The organism is Brevibacillus fortis (genome assembly GCF_003013395.1).
Taxonomy (GTDB): domain Bacteria; phylum Bacillota; class Bacilli; order Brevibacillales; family Brevibacillaceae; genus Brevibacillus; species Brevibacillus fortis.
Genome location: NZ_PXZM01000006.1, coordinates 27820 through 49974, shown reverse-complemented (window position 1 = coordinate 49974; position 22155 = coordinate 27820). Strand labels below are relative to the sequence as shown.

The following is a 22155-nucleotide window of genomic DNA, read 5'->3' as shown; positions in this document are numbered from 1 at the left end:
TCTAAAACGAATAGGAGGATACCCGATGCGCACATCCGGCCAACTTCTTTGGCGCACGGCAGGTCTCTTGTCTTTACTCTCTTTTCTCTTATTTGCAACAGGGTTTGTCCTCGCGATGAATCCGCAGCAGTTGGCCCCATCCACCGCAACCCTACCTGCCAAAAACGAGCAGCCTCCTTCGCCTTTACCTAAAACGGGTGTACACAAAGTAGTCGCACTAGGGGATTCGCTCACACGCGGTGCCGGAGACGCAAACGGCCAAGGCTATGTCGGACTCGTTCGCCAAGCATTGGAGAAAAAAGCGGGCCAGTCTATTACCTTCACAAACCTCGCGATTAATGGACAGGAATCTTCTGATCTGCTAAAACAAATGTCCCAGGAGCAAGTAAAGAAGCTGCTCGCGCAAGCCGATCTGATTCTTTTTACCATCGGTGGCAATGACTTGTTCAGACAAACAGGCGGGCTGTATACCATTGAAAAAGAAAAAGTGACCACAGCTCTTCATCAGCTTGCGGTCAACTATGAAGAGATACTCAAACAGATTCGCAGCGTCAACAAGACGGCGACGATCGTCTATACTTCCCTGTACAATCCTTTTGGCAATACGGAAGCTGCCGTCGACACCATCGGGCCCGTGCTCGACTGGAACAATCAGGCGTCCCAAATCGCCTCACGGTACCCGCAAGTATTCGTGGTGCCGACCTACGACTTGTTCTTGCGCAAGGAACAAAGCTACTTGTACACAGACCATTTCCACCCGAATACTGATGGCTATAAACGGATGGCGGATCGTATCTTGCAAACGTTAGAGTGATTCAGCCCTCGCTTGATTCAAGGGCTTGCCACGGGTTGCCTCAAAGGCGCGAGCACCCGCCCATTGGAACGCACTGCTCATCATCGAGGTAGCTGCTACAATCAGGAACAAGGTCGTACCTCCGTAGTGTGCCAACAGCAATCCACCCATCCACGGACCGATGAACTGCCCGAGGTTGCTGAAGCTTTTCGCACCGTAATAGCTGCCGCGCATACTCTCTGGAGCCATTCGGTCGATTAGGACGTCCCCTGCTGTAAACGTTAGGATTTCACCAATTGTGAAAAATACCATCGCCACGATGAATATCAACCACGAATTGGCAAATGCATAACCCACGTCACCAACCGCATACATGGCGTTTCCCACCACAATCGCGGTGAGAGGCGTCTTTTTTTCTGCCCAGTTCGTCAACGGAAGCTGCATCACAATGACGACAATCGCATTGACTGTCATCAGGATGGCAAACAGCTCTGTTCCATTTACGACCGTCATTTCTGCAAATTTTGCCAACGTAGAAGACATCTGCGAGTAACCAATCGCTCCTAAAACTCCGGCGAGCATGTACAAGCGAAAGGCCTTGTCGTTCATCACAATACTGAATGCACGCCCGAATGTAACGACTTCTTTCTTTTGACCTTCAATTTGCTTAATGCCGAACTTGTTCAATAATCCTTGCAAGCTAATCACATAGATCAAATAGATCAGCGCCGTCATCAGGAAAGGCAGAGCTACAGAGCTTTTCGCGAGTACTACCCCTGCGATAGGCCCTACCGCTACCCCCACATTAATCGCCATGTAGCGAATACCGAACACACGAAGCCGCTTCTCTTGTGGCGTTACATCTGCCATCAGCGCCTGTGAGACCGGTTCGTAGAACGATCGACAGAGCCCCCCTGCTATATTGAGCAAAAGCAGAATCCACGGGTCTTTACTAAGCGCAAACCCGACGAACACGAGCGTCCACACGTACAACGCCCCGAGCATGACTCTCCTGCGCCCGATCCTGTCCGACCATGCCCCCGCAATAAAGCCTCCGATCGTACCCGCGAGCGGTCCTGCTCCAATAGTCAATCCGATCATTGCCAAGCTCATATCTGTTTGATTAGACAAGTATAAAAATAAAAACGGCATGCTCATCGAGCTGGCGGCCCGGACGAACACGGTCCCAACGACTAATGACCAGACGATCGGGTGAAATTCCTGTAAACGCATCTTGATCCAGCTCATTGTCTCTCTCCTCACCACTGTTATGCCCTTCCATCTCTGCCAGAACAGATGCTCTGTGATGTTCCCATTGTAGAGAGGCAATTGTCGTTCGTCAATGAGCATTCAAAATTTTTTGATTATGAAACATTTCTATTAGAGTAATCAAAATTTCGATAGGGTTGGACACATTAACACGTAAACAACGCAAAAGACCGCCAGAAACCACTGACGGTCTTTGCCTATCCCTTTTTACAAAACAACTTCTATCCGATCAATTATTTCTCCCTGTTCGTTCCATTTCACCGCACGGTAAACGCTATCGTGGTAGAACGTGAACCAAGCTCCTTGCTTGATCCCGTTGTTGATCCATTCTTCTTTTGCAAAGATGGAGGTCATCGGGTAGTCGTCGTAGGCCATCACCCATAATGGATTTTGATGGGCGTGTGTAGGCATGATGTCAGCTAGATGCAAAAGCAGCTGCCCCTCTGTCTCCATCCGTACGATGGCATGTCCCTGGCTGTGACCGCCTGTATGATGAAGCGTGATTCCCGGCACAACTTCGAGCGAATCTCCGTACGTCTTCACCTGATTCTCAATCGGACGCCAGTTCTCTTCCCAATATGTATTCTTCGAACGAATATTAGGCTCTCTCATCTCCGCCCATTCTTGCTCCTGCACGTAGATGACAGCTTGTGGAAACGTAGAAACAAGTTGTCCATCACGAATAGAGACAAGTCCGTTGGCATGATCGTAGTGCATATGCGTCATGATGACGATATCAATATCGGCAGGAGTCAACCCTTTCGCCGCGAGGGAAGCCACCACTTGTGACTCTTCCTCCAAGCCAAAGTTACGCTTCTGTTTTTCCGTTAGACGGTCATTTCCCATACCCGATTCAATCAAAATACGCTTGCCATGAGCCTGTACCAGAATCGGGTCAGCACGCAAAGGGATTTGATTGAGATCATTGGCTGGATATCTTTTGCTCCAGAGCGGCTTTGGCACCACTCCAAACATTGCACCCCCATCCAACTTGGTGAGTCCACCACTCAGCCAAGACAATTGAAACTGACCTACCTGCCATTCGTTCCCTACCATGATCCTGCCGCCTCCTCGATTGCTCGGATTGATGATTGAAGTTGAAAGTGAAAAGCACCCCGTTCAGGGTGCCTTACTGCTTTTCTGCTACACTTACAGTTCTAGTGGCCGGGGCGATTTCTAACAGGAGATCACTCGATACAGCCTGCACAGTGACATCTGAATCACTTCGTCTATGATGAAGCACGAGTTGCGCTACCTTTTCAGTCTCTCGGTAAACGCTGATTAATGTCTGTAATGGATTAGCACTCCCGCCTGCGATCATCTTAAACCCCGGGGCTATCGTAAACGTCCATCCCTCCACCTCTACTAGCGGTGCTAACGAGTACAGGAAGTAACGTTTCCCTAAGAGAATGCCATTATGGTTCATCAAGGCGAGAGCCCCCAATCAAATGAATTTGAACAGTATAACTTCATTTTGCAAAAATTAGCGTACGTTGAAAAGCGATTCGACAAAACTTCTAAAAAGACGACATACTTTTCTTAATCATATCCGAAAAGCATCATGTTCGAAATAGAAAATCTTTTCAGCGCCTTAAATCGCTCTTCCTACGGTCCCACCCTCCAAAATGGCTCTCTTCGCATCGAGCTCTCCCGCTTCTTTAGCCCCGCCTATGAGGTGCACAGGCAGTCGATCAAGCAATGCGTGGTAGAGCGAATTGTTAGAGGTCGCTCCAGCCGCTACAATGACCGTATCAGCAGGTATCATGCGTTCTTCTCCATTCTGAATGAAAAATACCCCTTCTTCTGCAATCCGGCTGTATTCAATTTGCGTCAGCATCTCTACACCACGTCGCTTCAGGTTGGCGAGTACTGCCCAGCGCGTCGTTTTGCCCAAGCCCGATCCGACATGCTTCCCACGACGTAGCATACTGATTTTTCGTTTTGTCTGTTGCAGTTGCTGAACAGCTCTCCCATCCAGAATCCGATACTCCTGCAAGTATTCTGCTGCCTTTGCTGAAATCGTTTCGTCGTGCATCAGCAAATGCGACAAATCACATGCGATTCCCCCCGCACCGACGATGACCACTTGTCTACCGACCTTGGCGCGCTTTTCAAATACCGCATCATATCCCTTCACATGTCCGAGCTCCACACCTGGAATCTCAGGACGTCGAGGAATGACTCCCGTTGCCACTACAACCTCTGCAAAGCCTTCTTCGATCAGTGCCTCTGCCTCCGCCAATGTTCCCAGCCTGATTTCTACACCAAGACGCGTAAGTTCTGTCCGATAATAGCGAAGCGTTTCATTAAATTCTTCTTTGCCCGGCACCTGTCTAGCGTAATTCAATTGTCCACCGATCTGTTTTTTGGCCTCCACGATGACCACCTGATGCCCTCGTTCTGCCAGCACACGAGCTGCCTCCAAACCGGCAGGCCCCGCACCGATTACAGCTACCTTCTTACGATTTTCCGCCGGAACCAACTGCCACTCTGCTTCTCTGCCCACGAGAGGATTGACCAGACAGGAGGCTACCTTCCCATCAAAAATATGGTCGAGACAGGCTTGATTGCAAGCAATACATGTGTTTACTTCATCAAATCGTCCTTCTTGACTTTTTTGAACGATATACGGGTCCGCTAAAAATGGTCGGGCCATCGAAACCATATCACAGCATTCTTCATACAAAATCTTTTCAGCCTGGCGCACGTCGTTGATTCGATTGCTGGCGATAACCGGGATGTTCACGACCTGCTTGACTTGCTGAGCCACCCAAACATACGCTCCACGCGGCACCATCATACCAATCGTCGGTACTTGTGATTCATGCCAGCCAATTCCGATATTGAGAGCATCAACACCTGCCTCCTCAACCATTTTGGCAAATTGCAATGTCTCTTCCATCGTCGTACTATCTGGCATCAAGTCCAAACCCGACATACGGTAGATGATCGGATATTCCGGTCCCACTGCTTGGCGAACCCGCTTAGCCACCTCGATGCCAAAGCGGGCTCTGCGTAAAAAGTCCCCACCCCACTCATCTTCTCGTTTATTCGTCACAGGGGACAAAAATTGATTGATCAAGTATCCTTCCGAACCCATAATCTCTACGGCATCAAAACCAGCTTTTTTGGCGCGGACGGCACCATCAGCAAAGCATTGGATCGTAGCTTCGATCTCCTCTGCGCGTAACTCTCTCGGCTTCCATCGGTTAATCGGCGCCTGCAATGGCGAAGGTGCTACCGGGTCTAATCCCGTTGCTTCCTTATACGCGTAACGCCCGGCATGGAACAGCTGTAACGCAATTCTCCCATTGGCTTGATGAACCTCTTTCGTGATCAGGCGCAATTTCTCGATATCCTCGTCATGATATACATTGCAATACTCGTCGCCCATGCCGCCTTTTGGATGTACGGCAGCCCCTCCTGTCACGATCAGACCTGCTTCTCCTTTGGCACGCTCTGCGTAAAAGGTGGCCAGCCTGGCTACACCATTCTGAAGCTTTTCGAATCCAACGTGCATGGACCCCATCATTATCCGATTTGGCAACGTCATCGAACCAATTTGAATCGGTTCCCATACTTTTGAAAGTTCCATGTGAAACGCCCTCCTAACGAGTGAATGCTCATTCATTTCATTATTTATACGATTCTCTCTCCCCTTCTCATATTCCTTCTTCCTAACATTTCATACAAAAAGCTCAGGGACACAGCTCCTGAGCTTACTTATCAACAGACTATTTTTTTATGACGAGCTTGACGAGCATCCCCAAATCTGCGGAAAATCTTGCGAGGGTTTCCGCAAATGCCATTTCCTCAGCTTCTGTTTGCGGCAACTGCACGACAAAGTGATAATCCAGCAGGACATTCGCTTCTGCCTGCTTGCCAGGCTCCACAAATCGACGTTTTTCTGTCAGCGAGCACTCGGCTACCAAGCTTTTTGCTTGCGTCCATAATTGTTGAATTTCCTCATCTTGCAGGCTATAAGGGTAGTCAATTTCCACCTCAATTTCACAGCTGTCCTCTTCCTCAAGCGAGAACAGATGGATGGTAGCCTTTGGTTGCTTCTCGTCCTCCGCCTCGGAAAACGTGATCAGAACTTCTTGCTCTTCCGATTCTTCCAACAAAGAATGGTCGGAGCGCAAGACGATATCCGAAATCATTCCATGCATATGTAACTGTTGATTTAGTTTTTCCACCATAAATTGTAGCACGTATTTCTTTCCTCCTGTTTCACGATATTCTCTCGTAGCAGTATAGCACGAGTCCTACAGATGCGAAAAACCCCTTCACGAAGAAGGAGTCGGTGTATTGTTCATATTTTTTTGATTCATGAATTCTGACAGCCACGCACGACGTACTTCTTTGTTTGGACAGTAACCCAAAATGTAGCTTTCTCCGCGCATATATTTTTCCTTAATCCACTCTTTATGCTTGCGGAAAAAGGCATGCTGGAAATCGATCGGCATCTGCTGATATTCTTCCAGTGCTGAAGGGTTCTGGAGGAAAAAATCTTCATCGTACACAAACTCTTCGTTTTGTTGGCGGCTGATCAGGTACACAAACGCAATCACCAGAAACAGGTTCACCAAAAAAATCGTCATAGAAATCCCTCCAGTCAGTAATAATTATCTGATTAATCTGTCTTATCAGCATATTATTATTGTACCACGAAATTGGTGTTTTCTAAACCTTTTCCATAAACGAATTTTTAAAAATTTCTAATGAATCGACAAATAAAAAACACCCGCTGGTTATGAACGGGTGTTTTTCGTATTCTTTAGGAGTTCGTGCTCGGACCTTCTGTAGGTGGTGGACCAGCATCCTGACTGGACGGCGGGATGATATCCGGCGGTGGAGTGGAGTTGCTGCCGTTATTACCTGCTGGTACAGTTCCAGGTGATTGTGTTGCATCAGCCGAAGGCGTCTGCGCTTCTTGACCGTGATCAGTCGACTGGCCTTGCCCGTCTGGGGTCACAACATCAGGTGGCGGCATTGCGCCTTCATTTGTCGTACCGTCTTGATCCCCTGTTGTATTCGTCGGCTCTTGTTCTTTTTGAGCCCCCGTTTTTGACTTAGCTTGCGCTGACGCAGCTGATTCTGTCGTTTTCTTCTTTACGCTCTTCTTGTTGCTTGTCGCAACCGCTTCACCGGAACCAAGTATCGGCGAATTGTTGAGCGACGCTACGACGCTTCCACTCAATCCCATCTCTGTTTGCAAGGAATCACGTACAGCATCGAGCTTTTCTTTTTCGAGATACGTGTATCCTCCCTGCCAATATGCCCCATTTTCCAGTGCGGTGACCGTAGAGGAATTGAATCCTTTGAAATCGTAGGCCAAGCCTTTGATCTGATCCTTGGAAAGATCCGTATGTATATTCTTGGCACCTACGTCCATAACGTTAAAAATCTTAGTCAAGCCTTCAAGAGAAGCCGTTTTGCCCACGACAGCCTTGATGACCTCTTGTTGACGACGGTTGCGGTCGAAGTCACTGGAGTAGTACTTCGTTCCACGGTTGTCATGACGATGTCGCACATAACCAAGTGCTTGTTCGCCATTCAATGTTTGAACTCCTGGCTGGAGATTGATATGTGTATCATCAGTTGGATCATCGTATACTAGTCTGCGATCCACATTGACTTCCACACCACCTAACTCGTCAATGACCGCTTTGAAACCATCGAAATCAATGGCTACAAAATGCTCAATTGGAATACCCAGTACTTCGTTCAACGTTTTCTTTGTTAACGAAATGCCATCTTCGGTAACCGTCTGGTTATTGCGCTCTGCTTGCCTGCGTTCTGCTTCGCCATTAGCATAGACAGAATTGATCTTGTGGTAGTCGCGATAGCCTGGGATCTTGACGCGAGTGTCCCGTGGAATCGATACCATGGTAACTTTCTTCGTCTTCGGGTTGGCAACTGCCACGATCATTACGTCTGTGTTCATGGACCCCGTCTCAGGACGCGTATCAGAACCAAGCAATACGAACGACATCGGCTTATCCGAGTAGTAAACAGGATCGTTATTTTGGGATACTGGCGAAGTAAATCCGCTGTTTACAGGGCTCGTTACTTCCGTCAGAGTGTCTTCAATTTTCCAATAAATTGCTCCAGCCACACCGCCAACCAACAGCAAGGTGATCAATGTGAGGGATACAACGAGTTTACGTATTTTGCGATTACGGCTCGGCTGTTTCTTTCGAGAAGCTGAAGCGCGTGTTTTCACAACAGTATCTGGCATATGAATCAGTCTCCTTGTTCGCGCACGCTTTTTGACAAAGTAAAGGGAGGCACGATTTTGAATTGTGCCACTCGACAATATGCACCACTTTTTTCTTCAGTTGGTAATACTCTGATTCAGGTATTGTATCATATCGTTGTCTGCATTTGTAGAAAAATGTTCCTTTAAACGAAAAGTCCCCCATCTTTTTGTCGATAAGGGGACTTTAGTAGCAGATATCATTCTCGTCTTATTGCAAGCCGCGTGGTGCCTGACTAAACCCTTGTACAGGACCATCAGGACGCTTATTTTTGGAGCGGTGTGAATCTCCGCCCTGCCGAACATGGCTCTCTTGTTTTCCGTTGACATCATTCGATTTCTTTTCCATGACATACACTCCTCCTAATTCCAACTAACGGGTAGTGTACGTCAAGCTATGTATTTTCATTCTCTGTCGATGATCTGTCTTTCTTTTGCAGCATAGTAATCTTTTCGTGCCAGAAGAGCATCGATATCGTATCGGCCATTTCCCTTTGTTCTCATCTCCGCCAGAGCAACACCGAAAGCTGCTTGTTCTGTAAGGGACCATGCTTTGTTTTGAGCGTAAATGATACCCGCTGCAAACACATCTCCCGCTGCCTCCCGAATCGGCATAGTCGGTGCAGCAAGCCATTTTTCCTCATGGGCGGTGCACAGCCACAGCCCTGCTTCCCCACAAATGACCATGACCTGATGAATTCCTTCTGCCACCAATTTTTTCGCGCATGCTTCCACATCATTATAGGAATGGAGCGATTGGCCACCTAACACTTCCAGTTCTTCAATGCTTGCGACAAGTATATGAACGCCTTCAAGCAACCCTTTCCATTTTTCTGCTTTTTTCACAGAAACAGGGTCCACGATAATCTTTTTGTCAAGTCGCCTTGCTTCCGCCAAAAATGCCCGCATGACATCGACGGGAAGATTGGCATCTAGGAACAAACCTGCAGCCTGAGGCAAACGCTTGAGACCTTGCTGGACAATCTCCGCTGGCCACTCTTCATTTAGTTCCATATCTGCAACAGCCGTGTACAATTCACCATCACGATCACGAATAGCCAAGTAACGCCCAGTCGATTTTCCTGCGATTCGCAGCATGCCATGGGTAGCAACTCCACTATTTGCTGTGACCTGTCTTAGCCACTCGCCATCTGCATCTTCTCCCACCAGAGCAAACAGCTGCACTTCTTCTCCTAGCCATCCCAGATTTTCCGCCACGTTTCGAGCTACGCCGCCTGCTGCTTGATGCACTTCACCCGGATTACTTGTTCCAGGCAACAGTCTGGCAGAAGTGACTCCCTGCACGTCAACGTTGGCCCCTCCCACGCATAGCCAGTATTCTGTTATACCTTCCAGCATTCCAGCATTCCCCCTAGCCTTCTGCTCATGGTCTAGTCCATTGTGCTCCTCTCTTTTTTCGACAGCGTTTCTCCATTTACCTACCTTTTTAAAAACTTCCTGACAGATCAAATCCTTTATTTCCGGCCATCATATTCCCGTTGTTTATGGATGACGTCCTGTAGAATCCGTGCTACATTGAACCAAACTGAAAAGTTAGCTACGAAAGAAAGGTTGGGGATGAACTGACATGAGTGCCTCATCGACACCCATTCACTCTACGCCAGCAGGGACTACGGCACCGACTGTCTACCGCATGCTATTTGCCATTAGCATTGCGCATCTGTTAAACGACAGCTTGCAAGCAGTCATCCCTGCATTGCTTCCTATTGTAGAGAAAAACCTGGCGTTAACGTTTACACAAGTCGGAATGATTTTACTCGTCATGAATCTTACTTCATCTGTTTTGCAACCATTCGTCGGTTACTTCTCCGATCGCAAATCGATCCCTTTATTGCCACCACTGGCTTTGATCGTATCGGGATTGGGGATGCTGGCACTCGCTTTCTCCGGCAATTACTATTTCGTTCTCGTAGCTGTCGCCTGTGTTGGAATTGGCTCAGCCATCTTCCACCCAGAAGCCTCACGCTTCGCCCACTTGGCATCCGGTCCTCGCAGAGGGCTGGGGCAATCGATTTTTCAAGTAGGTGGAAATGCTGGGCAAGCACTCGCTCCCCTGATGACTATTCTAGTCTTTGCGAACCTGGGACAGACAGGGGCTGCCTGGTTTCTTCTGCCCGCGCTATTAGCTAGCGGCATCTTGCTCTATGTTGCTCTATGGTATCGTGGGGAACAGCGTTTGAAAAAGGCTACTGCCGCACCTGTCACGTATACGAATCGGAACAAGCGGCTGATTGCCCTCGGCCTCTTGATTGCCATCGTCAGTGTACGATCCTGGATGAATGCTGGCTATCAAAGCTTTTACCAGTTTTATTTGATGTATGTCAAAGATATGGAGTACGCCAGTGCACAGCTCGTCATTTTTGGTTTCCTTTTCGCAGGCGCGATTGGGACATTTTTTGGGGGACCGCTGTCGGACCGATTCGGTAAAAGAAACTTGCTCATCATTTCCACACTCGGTTCACTTCCACTGACACTGCTGACGCCTTACGTCTCAGGGTTTTGGACTTTTCCATTGCTGATGATCAGCGGTTTTATCATGCTTTCCAGCTTTTCCGTCACGGTCGTATACGCGCAAGAGCTATTGCCTGGCAAAATCGGGACCGTATCCGGACTGATTATCGGGCTTGCCTTTGGAATGGGAGGCATGGGCGCTCTCGTATTCGGCTATCTCGCCGATCTCTACAGTCTGAGCTTTGTCATTCTATTATGTTCGTTCCTCCCGTTGATCGGGTTTATGGGCTTTTTGCTGCCGAAAGACAAGGCACTCCGCGAATGGGCTCATTAATTTATACGCAAAAACAAATCAAGACAAAGACAAAAAACCCGAGGACACGAATCCTCGGGTTTTTTATGCGTAGTGGATCTATACCAAAACTCCTGTTGGTGCGCCCAGCACTTGGGCAATGACTGGCGGATACACCTCAGGCGTACCGAACAGTCTCCAATTACCGTCCTCACCTTGACCGAACAAGCCATGGATCATCCAATCTGCTGCCAGCATAGCACCCAATTCGGCGCCAATAGACAGATTGATTGTCTCGCCATTTGAAAGTTTTGCCGTACATCCAGAGGAAGTGATCTCTTGCACGAGCATCGATTCTTCCGTGATATCTTTGATCACCATCGGGTTGCTGTAAAGATTTTGAGTCGCTTCTTTTTCCAGCACGCCACGCAAGCGATAGGCTTCCGGCAATGTTTCTTTCAACTCTGCGAACAATGGCTGCATGACAGAGTAAAGTGCGTATGGTCCTTGCTTATCCAGCCACTTGAAGAAGGCCGTCAAAACAGACATCAGATTTGTTGCCAACGTTTTGGTCGTTGCGTCCGTGCGCGTGAAAATGTCGTGGACGAGGAAGTATACCAGGTCCTCTCTGCGCAGCTTCTCCCATGTGAAAGATGGGCCAAACGCTCCTCTGACGAATGAACGGAAGTTGTTCATGACCTCATCGTACTTTTTAACGGTTGCTTCCGACTTGCCTTCGGTCATCTCTTGCACGAAGCGATTGATGTCCGCAAGTCTGTCAGGATGCACGGTGTACACGCTCTCCGGCAAGCCCTCGATCAACGGACGGCGCAGCAGGTTATGCACATGCAGGCTGTCATTTGACAACGAGAGGCGAGGACGAAGCATGTCCATTCGGATAAAGCGAGCCAAGCCTTGTCCGATTTTATGATCCTGTTCCATTTGCTCCATCAGCTTGTGGAGTTTTTCATGCAACGCCTCGTTGTCTGTAGCCGCAACCAAGAGCGGAGCCAAATCATCGAGCTGTTCATGGGAAGTAACCAGCCATTTTTCAGCAAAATAGGTTTGGACTGCCCACTGCAACACTTTTGGTGGCAAAGTAGGCTGACTCGTGATAAACAGAGTTCCTTTGGACAAACGAGAGCCCGTTGAAGTAAGAACGCGAATCTCCTCTTCTTTCTCAAATGCAAGCAGCAGCAAAAGTTCTGCAACTTCGTCCAACTGCGGCGCATACCCTTCCAGAACCAGGCTGTCATCCTGCAAAATCACTTCTGCCTGTACTTCGTATAGCTCCAGCAAGGCATCCTTTAAATTCGGGAACAAATGCTCTTCCTTGCGTGTCGCATAGACCCATGTCTCGCGAGCTCCGTCCCGTTTTTTCAGCTCAAAAGCAGGATTCGACTCGATTACTTTCAGCAGCTGTTTACGATCTGGCATGGCATAAGTGCGTCGCAGGAGCGAATCTTGCTTCGGTGCTTCTGTCTCGCTTGCCGCTTCGCCAAATTGAACGATGAAGTGATACAGCTCTGTCGTATAACTTCTCTCGCTCGTATCTGTTTTCGCAGCTTCTACTTCTGGATGTTGGTGTAACCACTCGAGCAGGCTTTCCTTGACATGTGGCTGCAAGATGATGCTGCCAGAGAAGAGCATATCACGCAGACCTAGATTCAGCAGGCGCCCTACGATCAATTGTCCAGGGACAACATTCAACGTATTGGCACGAAGCAGGTAGTGTTTTTCTTCGGAAATCGGTTGTTGAACCGTGATGACATCACGATCCACTTCTACGATTTCATAAACATTCAGGTGCAATCCAGCAAACGCACGGCGAAGATCAGGCTCCATCCGACGTCCATGCTGTTTGATATAGTTCTCAAGCAGCGTGCTTCCACCTGTTTTGAGGTCCAATACACACCAATTGAAGAAATGCGCTGCCCATTCAGGACGTGCGACACTCTCTTGGGTCAAACCAACCTCTTCGGCAAAACGACTCCGCGCTTCTTGAATCGTCTCGCTGGTTACATTTGCGCCGACAAAATGGTTCAGTCTTTCGACCCAGCCAGCGTATTCTTTTTGCAGCTTTTGCTCGTGGCGGCTACGCAGCTCCGTAATTGGAGTGACAACCCCGCAGCATTTTTTGTATTTTTTTCCGCTCCCACAAGGGCACAGTTCGTTTCTTCCTACCGACATAGAGGGTTTGGATCTCCTTTCCATCCCACGCGGCATGCGCGGGGAATCATGCACAATCCCCCTATTTTACCGCATTATTCGTCATGTGTTCAAGTGTTCTCGCTTTGGTTCATGTGCGATACCCACATCCGTGTTGTTGCTTTCCCATTGAACAATAAATTGTTCCAGTCGATTCATCAACCTGACGATGCGCTGCTTCTCGCCCATGCATGCTGAAATAGCAGAGAGCTGGTTGGCGGAAAAAAGCTCCACCACTTCCTGCTCCATGTCTTGAAGGCGAATCCGATAGCCCGCGATAACCTCGCGCAGGAAGGCAAATCTCTGCTCTAACCGGATCGTAGCCTCAAGTTTACTCATTGTTGTTCACTGGTCGCCAGCACCTGTTGAATGCCAAGTACGATCTGCTCATGCTTATGTTTCTCTTTCATTAGCACTTCTATAGCTTGCATATTGCTTTGTTGAAAATGAGCGACAACTTCTTGGGACATTTCATGGTTTCTTGTCTCCAAGCGGTTGATGGCATCTTGCATCAGTTTTTGTACTTCCTCAAGAACTTGCTGGTTGGTAATGGTAGACATAGTAGCTTCCTCCTTAGTAAATAGTACTTCTTGTTGTTCTTCCACCTGGTGTAAGGGATTCGCTGGTTCTTCCGATGCAATTTCTTCTGAGACGGACTCGCTGTTTCCTATCGATACAGAAGGGGCAGCAACAGCAACCTCGAGGGCCACCTGCTCTTCCTTGGAATCTTCGCTACGAGCAATGATGTACATGGTATCACCGTCAATGCGGAAGCGGTCATCTTGCGCAGGGAGAAAAGCAGCATCTGCAGCAATCCCTACTTCCTGCTCCAGAAAATGGACTAATGTGCGAGCAGCTACCTGCGTAATGCCATTGTCGCGGCAAAACGCATACACTTGGTCATTGCCCAACATCCACTCTGCCAAAAACCATCTGCTGTCGCCTTGATATTGCACAAAGCGAGGATCGCGTTCCAATTGCAGCATACGAAGAATCTGGTTCCAACCAAACTGCGTTTGACGACGCAGCTCTGCGACAATTTGCTCTAGCTTTTTCGGTGTTTGGCTATCGCGCAAAAAGCGATAAGCCAAGTCGTACACCTGATGCGGCTGGTGAGTGACCTCTACGATCGCCTCTGAGCTTCCAACTCGCACAGGAGACTGCTCCATGTTCAACACTTTATCCAGTATTGTCTTGCAGTCCAGATCCAAAAAAGCATTCAGCTCATTCGCTTCCATCCGGGAGCAGATCTCCGTACGTGGAAGGGAGCGCTCACCGGGCCGGAATACCTTTTTTACAATACTTGGTAGGGTATAAGTTGGCCGTTTCATTGCACTTTCTCCTTCTCGTGATCGGCATTGTTTGCCAATTCAAATGGGAATCAAGAAGATATTCTACAAAAAGAAAAAAAATCCTACCTACCTTGAAGTGTTTATGAATTCCGATAATGATGAAATGGAAAACCCGACATGGCTTCTACACCATATCGGGTACTGGTTATTAGTTAGCTTTCCATTCCAGCCAGGTTGCTTCCACTGCACCCGTAGCAGCATCGATTTGCAGAGACTTGGCATCGGCTGTCGGTAAATAGGCTAACTGCGGCAGTTTCGCTGTATGGGTACCTACCTTCGGATACCAGTATGCCAAGCGCAGATTTGCCTCTTTGACATACGCATCCTTTGCTTTCTCATCCTTGACAATACCGTCTTTACTGATGGTAGCAGGCATGGACGGCAGGTCATTTACTTGAGCAAGGACTACATTGCCCTTCTTGGCGTCCACTTCAATGTAGAATAGTGGGCTCTTGGTAGGGATACCGTTAACCTCAGGATGAAAAGCAAAGCTACTGATCGGCCGCACCAAATTTTGATCCGCCCACCCCGGCAGATTTTCCACAAGACTCTTCTCCTTCACGGAGAAAGATTGTTCTTTGGACAACAAGTATTTCTCCACAAAGGTAATGGCAAGGTCTTTTGCCTCGTCATGCGTGAGCGGCTTTTCGAGCTCCTTTTCCACGGATCCGTCCAGTTTGAATTCGATCGGTGATTTTGTTTTTCGGTCGAGGGTAATCCACGCGCTTTGATATGAGCTGGCATTCCACTCATGGCGATCGATATCACTATTTTTATATTGTTTGTCTTCTTTTACATTTTTGTACGTGCGTTGATTCAGCTTCAGGCCGAAATCCTTCTCGAGCATCTGCTCCATTTTTTTCGTGTCACGCCAGACGCCCATGTCAGCTGTTCCTTTGATTTTCATCGTTTCACTCGTTGTTTTATACACAGACGGAACTTCTTCACCAGACAGAGCATCTATCGTTGGCAATTGGTCAGGCAGGTAAACGAGCTTGCCCGCTGACTCATCGTATACCAATTCCAAGGACACCTTGTCTTGCCATTCCTTCCCTGCCTTTTCGAGCGGTACAGCCTTGCTTGGGTCCGCTACTTCTGCTGCAGTAGGAAGCTTTACCTTTTCTTGTTGAAAACGGACAACCTGACCCTTTGCGTCAACCATGACCCGTGCTGTCTCTTTGTCCACCCATGTATTGTTCAACTGTGGATAGACACTGACAACTGCCAGATGATCCAGCTCTGATGCACGATCTGAAGAGAGCATTGCTTGCGAGGAAATAACATGGTCAACCGCTATGTAATTTCGAATGAAATCCACTGCCTTTTGATAGGCTTCTTTTTTATTGATTTTGGTTGTTTTGTCCCGGTTCACATCATGAAGGACAAGTTTGGTCATATCTCCCTCTGCATTTGTGGAGATATTGAGCGTCGTATTGGTGGTAATGACACTCTTTCGATCCGAAAGATTAATAACATACCCCGAATTGCTTGTCCCTCCGTATGAGTCCACATGAAGGTCTTTCATGTGAGGCACATAGTCCTCTTTCAATTCGTTTAACAAGTGGACGATGTCTTCTGGCAACTCAATGGGTTCCAGACTCGATTTGCCATCATACGCATAGGAAGAATACGGATGCAGAAGTATCACTGGTGCTGTAACCATCGTGACTGCCAGTATGAGCATAGCAGCCCTGTTTCGCTTTTTCACATAAATACCCCCTAATTACAAGACATTAATAGATAAGACGAGCTTGATAGAAGAAACGTTTCTGATTTATCGAAAAAAAGCCAACTGCTTGTTGGTGCTAAGCAGTTGGCTTTTTCAAACTTGATTAATACCCGCGCCAGACTTTTCGTCTTAGCACGCCAGCATATGCCCATTCCTCTTCTTCCGTCATGTCCCCTAGTGTTTGGCTCAAAGCATTCATTTTGCTGTCGATTTGGTCCAGGTAATGGAACATGACAGCTGTAGGCGTTTTCCCAGATACAGCACTGCCCCAGCCATTCTCTACCTCTCCATGGTGACTCAAAATACAATGCTTCAAGTGCAGAACCTCAGCGTCCCCTACAGAAATATCTAGCTTTTGGCAAATGCCGCTCACCATCTCGACTCCCATGACCAGATGACCAATCAACTGGCCCGGCGTCGTGTAATCCGGGGCGATGGGATCAGATAGCTCGTACAGTTTTCCAATATCGTGCAAGATACAAGTCGCGTACAGTACATCCCTGTCCACATGTGGATACAGTGGCAAGAGGCTCTGTGCTGCCGTCAATAGAGAGACAATATGCTCGAGCAGCCCATGGTAATAGTTGTGGTGCATGCGCACGCCAGCTGGATAATGGCGAAGGCGATCCTGAATCTCCTCTGTAGCCAGAGCTTCTTGAATGATTGCCTTGAGCGTGGCACTCTGCAAGCTGTCGACTGCATGGGTAAGCTTCGTCCACAGTTCATCCACTGGGACTGGCGAGATCGGAATGAGCGACTCCATCTGAACTTCGTCTGATGCGGCAGCCGGTCTGATCCGTTGAATCACCAATTGCTTTTTCCCTCGATACATTTGGACGGCAGCGTCGATCTTTACGACAGATTTGACGTTAATCCATTCCTTCATTTCTGCATTAACATCCCATAGCTTTGCCATGATCGTACCCGAGCGATCTCCCAGCTCCAGATTCAAGTATTCACTCTGATTACTGGCTACACCAGCTTCCTTGTTTTTAATCAGGCAAAAAGCGACAACACGCTCTCCCTCTTGATAATCCATTAAATATTTCATCTATTTGTCCCATCCTAGCTTATTTTTTTCGGAACAGGATTTCTTCCAGCTTTCGCACAATTTTCTTGCCGACTAGATCATCCGCAGACTTAATGACCTTTGTAATGACCGCCAAGAGATCTTCTTCTCCATTCCAATGCTCACGCACAATCGCTTCATCGATATCGACCAATATCTTGCGTAGGGCATAAACAGCCAAAATGACATCGTCCACAAGTCCAAAACCACCGATTAATACTTCCGGAATAAAGTCAATCGGGGTAATGAAGTAGGCAACAGCCACACCTGCTAATGCTTTTGATTGAACACCTACTCGCTTGTCCAACATCAGTCGTGCTAAGAGAACGAACAAGTCTGGCGCAAGCAAAATAAAGTTGGCTACAGACTCATTGACTCCTTTATCTTTGATGAACGTTTCCATTTTCTCACGCAATTTATCATAAAATCGCTGGTGTTTTTCCGGTAATACGACAGGAACCAGCTCGGTTGGCTTCTGAACCACAGGCAGTAGATTTTCGTTGCGGTTTTCTTCACTCATTCTGATCCCTCCGTAATTGCTTTTTTACATTCGCCTTGTGTCTGAAATACGACCAGGCTGCGATCAATGCGAGCAAAGCGATAAAGAAAATCGCGAGGTTACGGGCTATCAAATCAAACAGCTCATCCCAGCGTTCTCCTAATTGCCAGCCAAGCGTCACGAAAAGCAAGCTCCAAAACAGCCCACCCAAATAGGTAAAGAGCATGAAAGTCGGAAACGGCAATCGCGTGATCCCGGCAAAATAGGCCGTAAATTGACGAACACCAGGGATAAAATAGCCTAGTGGAAGCGCCCATTTACCGACGCGATTAAACCACTCTTCCGTTTTTTTGTAAACGGTATAGCCGATCCCCAGTCGTTTCCCATATCGTTCGAGAAAAGGGTAGCCTAATGTTCTGCCGATCCAGTATGCCACTGTCATCGCTGTAACGGAACCGAGAAAGCAGACGAAAAAAGTAGGCCAAAATTCCAATTTTCCCGTTGAAACAAGAAATCCAGAAAAAACGAGCAGCGTTTCTTCAGGCAAGGGCATCCCCAAAATTCCCAGAAAGAACAATCCAAACAAGGCGCCATACCCATATTGCGAAATATAGTCACCAAAGGTTCCCATTACATCTTCCACGAATGTCACCACTTTTCCAGCAAGCTGCCCTCTTCCATTATGCCAAAAGAAAGGCGCATTCACAAATCAGAGCTTGTATAGCAACTATTAATTTTTGCCAATTTGGAGATACTCTACAGCATCAACCTAAAAACGGATCCAGCTTCACCGTTCGCCATACCCTTAAGGGATTTCACAGACAAATGACTTGGGACAAACGAGGGATAGCACGGATGTGGAAAAAAACATATCGAAAGCTAAAATTCGAATACTACAAGGTGCTGAGAATGAAAGGGGCTCCAGCTTTTGTCGCCCGCGGATTTTCACTCGGAATCTTCATCGAGTTCATTACCCTGCCTACTTTTGGACTCGCGTTTCTGTTGCTTTTCCCACTTTGCAAACTGTTTCGTGCCAGCTTGCCCGCTGGTTTAGTTGCGTTTGTTATCGGAAAGCTCATCTTACCGCTTTTCATCCTTTTCAATTACAATATTGGATACGTGTTGATCGGCAAACCGTTACAAGGGCATTTTGTCCATCACGAGCCTGGGAGGCAATGGCTTGTCTGGGTGAAAGAAAAAGGACTTGCCTATTTTACTGGGAGTGCCATCATGGGGCTGATTGTCGCGTTCACGAGCTATTTTCTCGTCTTAACTGGCCTTCACTTGTATCGCCGCAAGAAAATACGGCGCTCGTTGCCCGAGGGAAGCCCTACACCTTAATCGCTCGAACGAAAAAGACCGGTCCGACAATCAAATGTCAGTCCGGTCTTTTTTGCTCGCAATGTTATGCAAAGTAGCCTTTATCGCGCAGGTGCTCCATGATTTCGGCAACAGTTTTCTCTTCATTCATGAGCTCCAAGGTTACTTCCACTTGCTCTGGGGACAAACCGTTCGCTCCCAGGCTCTCCTTGATCAACACGTCGTTAGGGCGACGGAAGTACGTTTGCAACGTACGCTTCACACGTCCTTCCAGACTTGTTCTCAGCATCAATTCAGTTGTAGACATCTGTTCCACCTCTTTCCTAGAAAGATTTGCGTAACCCCTATTATCTTATAAAACCGCGGAATAATCAACCTTTCGGCGAAAGAGCTTCCTTGCATAGTTGATCCCGGTTTTGGTCATGAGCAGAGTGGAGATGTTCATCGATCGACACACCATCATACGTCAGTTGTGAAAACTGCTCTCTCCGTACGTCTTCCTCTACGTTATTGGTAATACCCTCGAAAACGACTGCACGTGCATCCAACAAGTACTGGCGATCCCGTTCAATTCGATGCAGGATTTCCTCGCGTCCTTTTGCAGGTACACCGTGTCCTGGAATGACTTCTTCCACTTTTCCTTGAAGAACCAATTGCTCGATTTTTTCCAAACTATCCAGATAGGCACTGCTATCATCGATAAACGGGAACTCCAAATTGGACAGCATATCACCGACAACAAGCAGCTTCTGCTCCCGGAACAAAGTCGCCATCTGATCGGGTGTATGTCCTGGTACAGGCAGGAAAAAGACTTCCTGCCAATCTTGGGCATCCTCTACTAACTTCGTGAATTTCGGCATTCCTACTTCATACGATCTGACCACGTAATACGAACCGTCAAACCGTTTCGCCTTGTTCAGTTTCTTCTCGATCCGTCCACCAGTGAGGATTTCCTTTTGTGCAATGATTGTGGCATCCGGAAATTTGCCGACCCCGACAACATGATCCCAATCTCCGTGAGTCAGGACGAGAACAAGTTCTCTTCCATTCCTCTCCCTTTGCACATAGTCAGCAATCGCCTCTATCTCATGGGGAAAATAGGCAGGATCAAACAAGTAGAGACGTTGCTCGGTTGATACGACTGCACTGGTCGTTTGCCACAGACAACTCGTAAACAGCTGATAGGATTGTGCCATATCTATATGCCTGGCATGATGTTGCGCTTATGTTCAGAGATTTTATGCAGGTAATCAATGCGTTCTTTGGCTTCCGGTCGAGTTTCTCCTGTAATCAGCAAACGATCCAGATCCTCATAGGTGAAACCCATCTCCTGTTCATCCGTCTGCCCTTCCCACAAATCGGCAGAAGGCGGCTTCGTAATGATCGCTCCAGGTACTCCGAGCTCAGCAGCGAGAATCCGCATCTCATGCTTGGTCAGACTTGCTACTGGATTAAAGTCGGCAAGACCGTCTCCACCCTTTGTCATATAGCCAACATGAATCTCACTTCGGTTGCACGTGTCCGCTACCAAGTAACCTTTTTGGTTAGCGATGGCATACAGCACTGTCATGCGCAAACGAGCCTTTGTATTTCCCTTTGTTTTGTCATCAAGCCCAAGTACACCTTCGATAACAGGGACCAAAGCGTCGTAGGCTGGCCCTACATCTACCGTGTGCAAATTCAATCCGATCGCTTCAGCAAGACGCTTGGAATCTTCTTCATGAACCGTCTGCGAGTAAGCAGGCAACCAAACGCCAATAACGCGTTCTGAACCTAATGCACGAACACAAAGCGCTGCTGTAACGGCACTGTCAATCCCACCAGAAATACCGACGACTGCACCGCCAAGGCCATTTCCGTCAATTTGCTCACGAATAAAGGCAATACGTTTTTCCACGTCTTCTTTTACATGAATCTGGTAGTTCGCCAGATGTTCTTGAAACTTGTCCACGCTACCTACCCCCAGGGTTGATTATTTCTCCCTCATCCTACCATGCCGTTTTCAGTGTGGCAATTGGCGCAGAACGGGACTACACTATATACTATAGAGAGTTCTTGACTAACGAGGAGAAGGAGAGAGTCGATGATTATCCTCAAGACACCTGAAGAAATTGAACTCATGCATGCAGCAGGCAAGATTTTGGCTGCTTGTCATCGTGAGATTGCCAAGATGATTCGTCCAGGCATTTCTACCTGGGAGATTGATCAATTCGCAGAAGAATTTTTGGCTAAAAATGGCGCGACCCCTGAGCAAAAAGGGTTTCATGGATATCCCTATGCCACATGCGGTTCAGTAAATGATGTCATCTGCCATGGCTTCCCGAAAAAAGAGCCTTTGCGTGATGGCGATATCGTTACCATCGACATGGTTGTTCGCAAAAACGGTTGGCTGGCTGACTCCGCTTGGTCTTATGAAGTGGGAACCGTGTCCCCTGAAGCGAAAAGACTGCTGGAAGTCACTGAAAAATCGCTGTATCTCGGTATCGAGCAAGCAGTCGTAGGCAATCGGATCGGTGACATTTCCCACGCCATCCAAACGTATGCGCAAGAGCAAGGCTATTCCGTCGTACGCGATTTTACCGGACATGGTATCGGGCAGGAAATGCATGAGGAGCCATTTGTTCCTCACTTTGGCCCTCCAGGCCGAGGACAACGCCTCAAAGAAGGCATGGTCATTACCATTGAGCCCATGCTGAACATCGGGACCTACCATGCGATGGTCGATGAAGATGGTTGGACAGCACGTACACGCGATGGCAAGCTGTCCGCTCAATACGAGCACACCCTCGCGATTACCGCGAATGGACCTGTTATCTTAACAAAACAATAAGGATGTACGAAAAGCCCTTGCATTGTCAGGGCTTTTTCTTTTTCTCCCAATGTGCTCGGTCGC

23 protein-coding genes are annotated in these 22155 nt (G+C 47.9%); 4 read left to right on the top strand and 19 right to left on the bottom strand.

The annotated features are described in order from the left end of the window. Positions 1–25: 25 nt before the first annotated feature. A complete protein-coding gene (locus C7R93_RS05935) occupies positions 26–814 on the top strand; it encodes a GDSL-type esterase/lipase family protein (protein WP_106837938.1) in 789 nt (262 codons plus the stop codon). Here C7R93_RS05935 and C7R93_RS05930 read toward each other — a convergent pair. From C7R93_RS05930 to C7R93_RS05895, 9 genes are all read right to left on the bottom strand, one after another. Further along, positions 806–2041 (bottom strand): MDR family MFS transporter, encoded by a 1236-nt coding sequence (locus C7R93_RS05930; protein ID WP_106837937.1) that lies wholly within the window; start codon positions 2039–2041, stop codon positions 806–808. The two genes, C7R93_RS05935 and C7R93_RS05930, sit on opposite strands and share 9 nt — an antisense overlap. A gap of 228 nt (positions 2042–2269) precedes the next feature. Further along, positions 2270–3118, bottom strand: coding sequence for a YtnP family quorum-quenching lactonase (locus C7R93_RS05925; protein WP_106837936.1), 849 nt, complete (start codon positions 3116–3118; stop codon positions 2270–2272). Between the two features lie 73 nt (positions 3119–3191). Continuing rightward, positions 3192–3488, bottom strand: coding sequence for a hypothetical protein (locus C7R93_RS05920; protein WP_106837935.1), 297 nt, complete (start codon positions 3486–3488; stop codon positions 3192–3194). A gap of 165 nt (positions 3489–3653) precedes the next feature. After that, positions 3654–5657 (bottom strand): oxidoreductase, encoded by a 2004-nt coding sequence (locus C7R93_RS05915; RefSeq protein WP_106837934.1) that lies wholly within the window; start codon positions 5655–5657, stop codon positions 3654–3656. A gap of 139 nt (positions 5658–5796) precedes the next feature. Next, positions 5797–6273 carry a hypothetical protein gene (locus C7R93_RS05910; protein WP_106837933.1) on the bottom strand — a complete coding sequence of 159 codons (477 nt, stop codon included), beginning with the start codon at positions 6271–6273 and terminating at the stop codon, positions 5797–5799. A gap of 75 nt (positions 6274–6348) precedes the next feature. Next, complete coding sequence (locus C7R93_RS05905; protein ID WP_007717017.1) at positions 6349–6663, bottom strand: hypothetical protein; 315 nt, start codon at positions 6661–6663, stop codon at positions 6349–6351. A 176-nt stretch (positions 6664–6839) separates the two neighbouring features. After that, a complete protein-coding gene (locus C7R93_RS05900) occupies positions 6840–8303 on the bottom strand; it encodes an LCP family glycopolymer transferase (RefSeq protein ID WP_106837932.1) in 1464 nt (487 codons plus the stop codon). Positions 8304–8532: 229 nt separating this feature from the next. Next, positions 8533–8670, bottom strand: a complete 138-nt coding sequence (locus C7R93_RS30185) for a hypothetical protein (protein WP_167402436.1) — start codon at positions 8668–8670, stop codon at positions 8533–8535. A 56-nt stretch (positions 8671–8726) separates the two neighbouring features. Further along, the gene (locus C7R93_RS05895; RefSeq protein WP_106837931.1) at positions 8727–9680 is read right to left on the bottom strand and encodes a carbohydrate kinase family protein; all 954 of its coding nucleotides are present in this window, start codon (positions 9678–9680) and stop codon (positions 8727–8729) included. Between the two features lie 229 nt (positions 9681–9909). Here C7R93_RS05895 and C7R93_RS05890 point away from each other — a divergent pair, with 229 nt between their 5' ends. Continuing rightward, the gene (locus C7R93_RS05890) at positions 9910–11127 is read left to right on the top strand and encodes an MFS transporter (RefSeq protein ID WP_106837930.1); all 1218 of its coding nucleotides are present in this window, start codon (positions 9910–9912) and stop codon (positions 11125–11127) included. 78 nt (positions 11128–11205) lie between these two features. On the opposite strand, the gene C7R93_RS05885 is transcribed toward C7R93_RS05890, so the two are convergent. From C7R93_RS05885 to C7R93_RS05855, 7 genes are all read right to left on the bottom strand, one after another. Then, positions 11206–13275, bottom strand: a complete 2070-nt coding sequence (locus tag C7R93_RS05885) for a YecA family protein (protein ID WP_106837929.1) — start codon at positions 13273–13275, stop codon at positions 11206–11208. Positions 13276–13356: 81 nt separating this feature from the next. Then, complete coding sequence (locus tag C7R93_RS05880; protein WP_106837928.1) at positions 13357–13632, bottom strand: hypothetical protein; 276 nt, start codon at positions 13630–13632, stop codon at positions 13357–13359. Continuing rightward, the gene (locus C7R93_RS05875) at positions 13629–14624 is read right to left on the bottom strand and encodes a hypothetical protein (protein ID WP_106837927.1); all 996 of its coding nucleotides are present in this window, start codon (positions 14622–14624) and stop codon (positions 13629–13631) included. Before C7R93_RS05875 ends, C7R93_RS05880 begins: the two co-directional genes overlap by 4 nt. Before the next feature lie 169 nt (positions 14625–14793). Continuing rightward, positions 14794–16353, bottom strand: coding sequence for a YcdB/YcdC domain-containing protein (locus C7R93_RS05870; protein ID WP_106837926.1), 1560 nt, complete (start codon positions 16351–16353; stop codon positions 14794–14796). Positions 16354–16477: 124 nt separating this feature from the next. Next, the gene (locus C7R93_RS05865; RefSeq protein WP_106837925.1) at positions 16478–17425 is read right to left on the bottom strand and encodes a 3'-5' exoribonuclease YhaM family protein; all 948 of its coding nucleotides are present in this window, start codon (positions 17423–17425) and stop codon (positions 16478–16480) included. A 19-nt stretch (positions 17426–17444) separates the two neighbouring features. Next, the gene (locus tag C7R93_RS05860; protein ID WP_106837924.1) at positions 17445–17963 is read right to left on the bottom strand and encodes a YkvA family protein; all 519 of its coding nucleotides are present in this window, start codon (positions 17961–17963) and stop codon (positions 17445–17447) included. Next, positions 17956–18585 (bottom strand): DedA family protein, encoded by a 630-nt coding sequence (locus C7R93_RS05855; RefSeq protein ID WP_106837923.1) that lies wholly within the window; start codon positions 18583–18585, stop codon positions 17956–17958. Before C7R93_RS05855 ends, C7R93_RS05860 begins: the two co-directional genes overlap by 8 nt. 212 nt (positions 18586–18797) lie before the next feature. On the opposite strand from C7R93_RS05855, the gene C7R93_RS05850 reads away from it, so the two are divergent. After that, on the top strand, positions 18798–19283 hold the full coding sequence (locus C7R93_RS05850; protein ID WP_106837922.1) for a DUF2062 domain-containing protein: 486 nt from the start codon (positions 18798–18800) through the stop codon (positions 19281–19283). A gap of 64 nt (positions 19284–19347) precedes the next feature. On the opposite strand, the gene C7R93_RS05845 is transcribed toward C7R93_RS05850, so the two are convergent. The 3 genes from C7R93_RS05845 to nadE form a co-directional block, all read right to left on the bottom strand. Continuing rightward, positions 19348–19569: a hypothetical protein gene (locus C7R93_RS05845; RefSeq protein ID WP_106837921.1), complete on the bottom strand. Its 222-nt coding sequence runs from the start codon at positions 19567–19569 to the stop codon at positions 19348–19350. Between the two features lie 64 nt (positions 19570–19633). Beyond that, positions 19634–20458: an MBL fold metallo-hydrolase gene (locus C7R93_RS05840; protein ID WP_106837920.1), complete on the bottom strand. Its 825-nt coding sequence runs from the start codon at positions 20456–20458 to the stop codon at positions 19634–19636. A 2-nt stretch (positions 20459–20460) separates the two neighbouring features. After that, on the bottom strand, positions 20461–21213 hold the full coding sequence (gene nadE / locus C7R93_RS05835; RefSeq protein ID WP_106837919.1) for an NAD(+) synthase: 753 nt from the start codon (positions 21211–21213) through the stop codon (positions 20461–20463). A 132-nt stretch (positions 21214–21345) separates the two neighbouring features. Here nadE and map point away from each other — a divergent pair, with 132 nt between their 5' ends. Beyond that, positions 21346–22092, top strand: coding sequence for a type I methionyl aminopeptidase (map, locus tag C7R93_RS05830; protein ID WP_007717062.1), 747 nt, complete (start codon positions 21346–21348; stop codon positions 22090–22092). Positions 22093–22155: the final 63 nt, after the last annotated feature.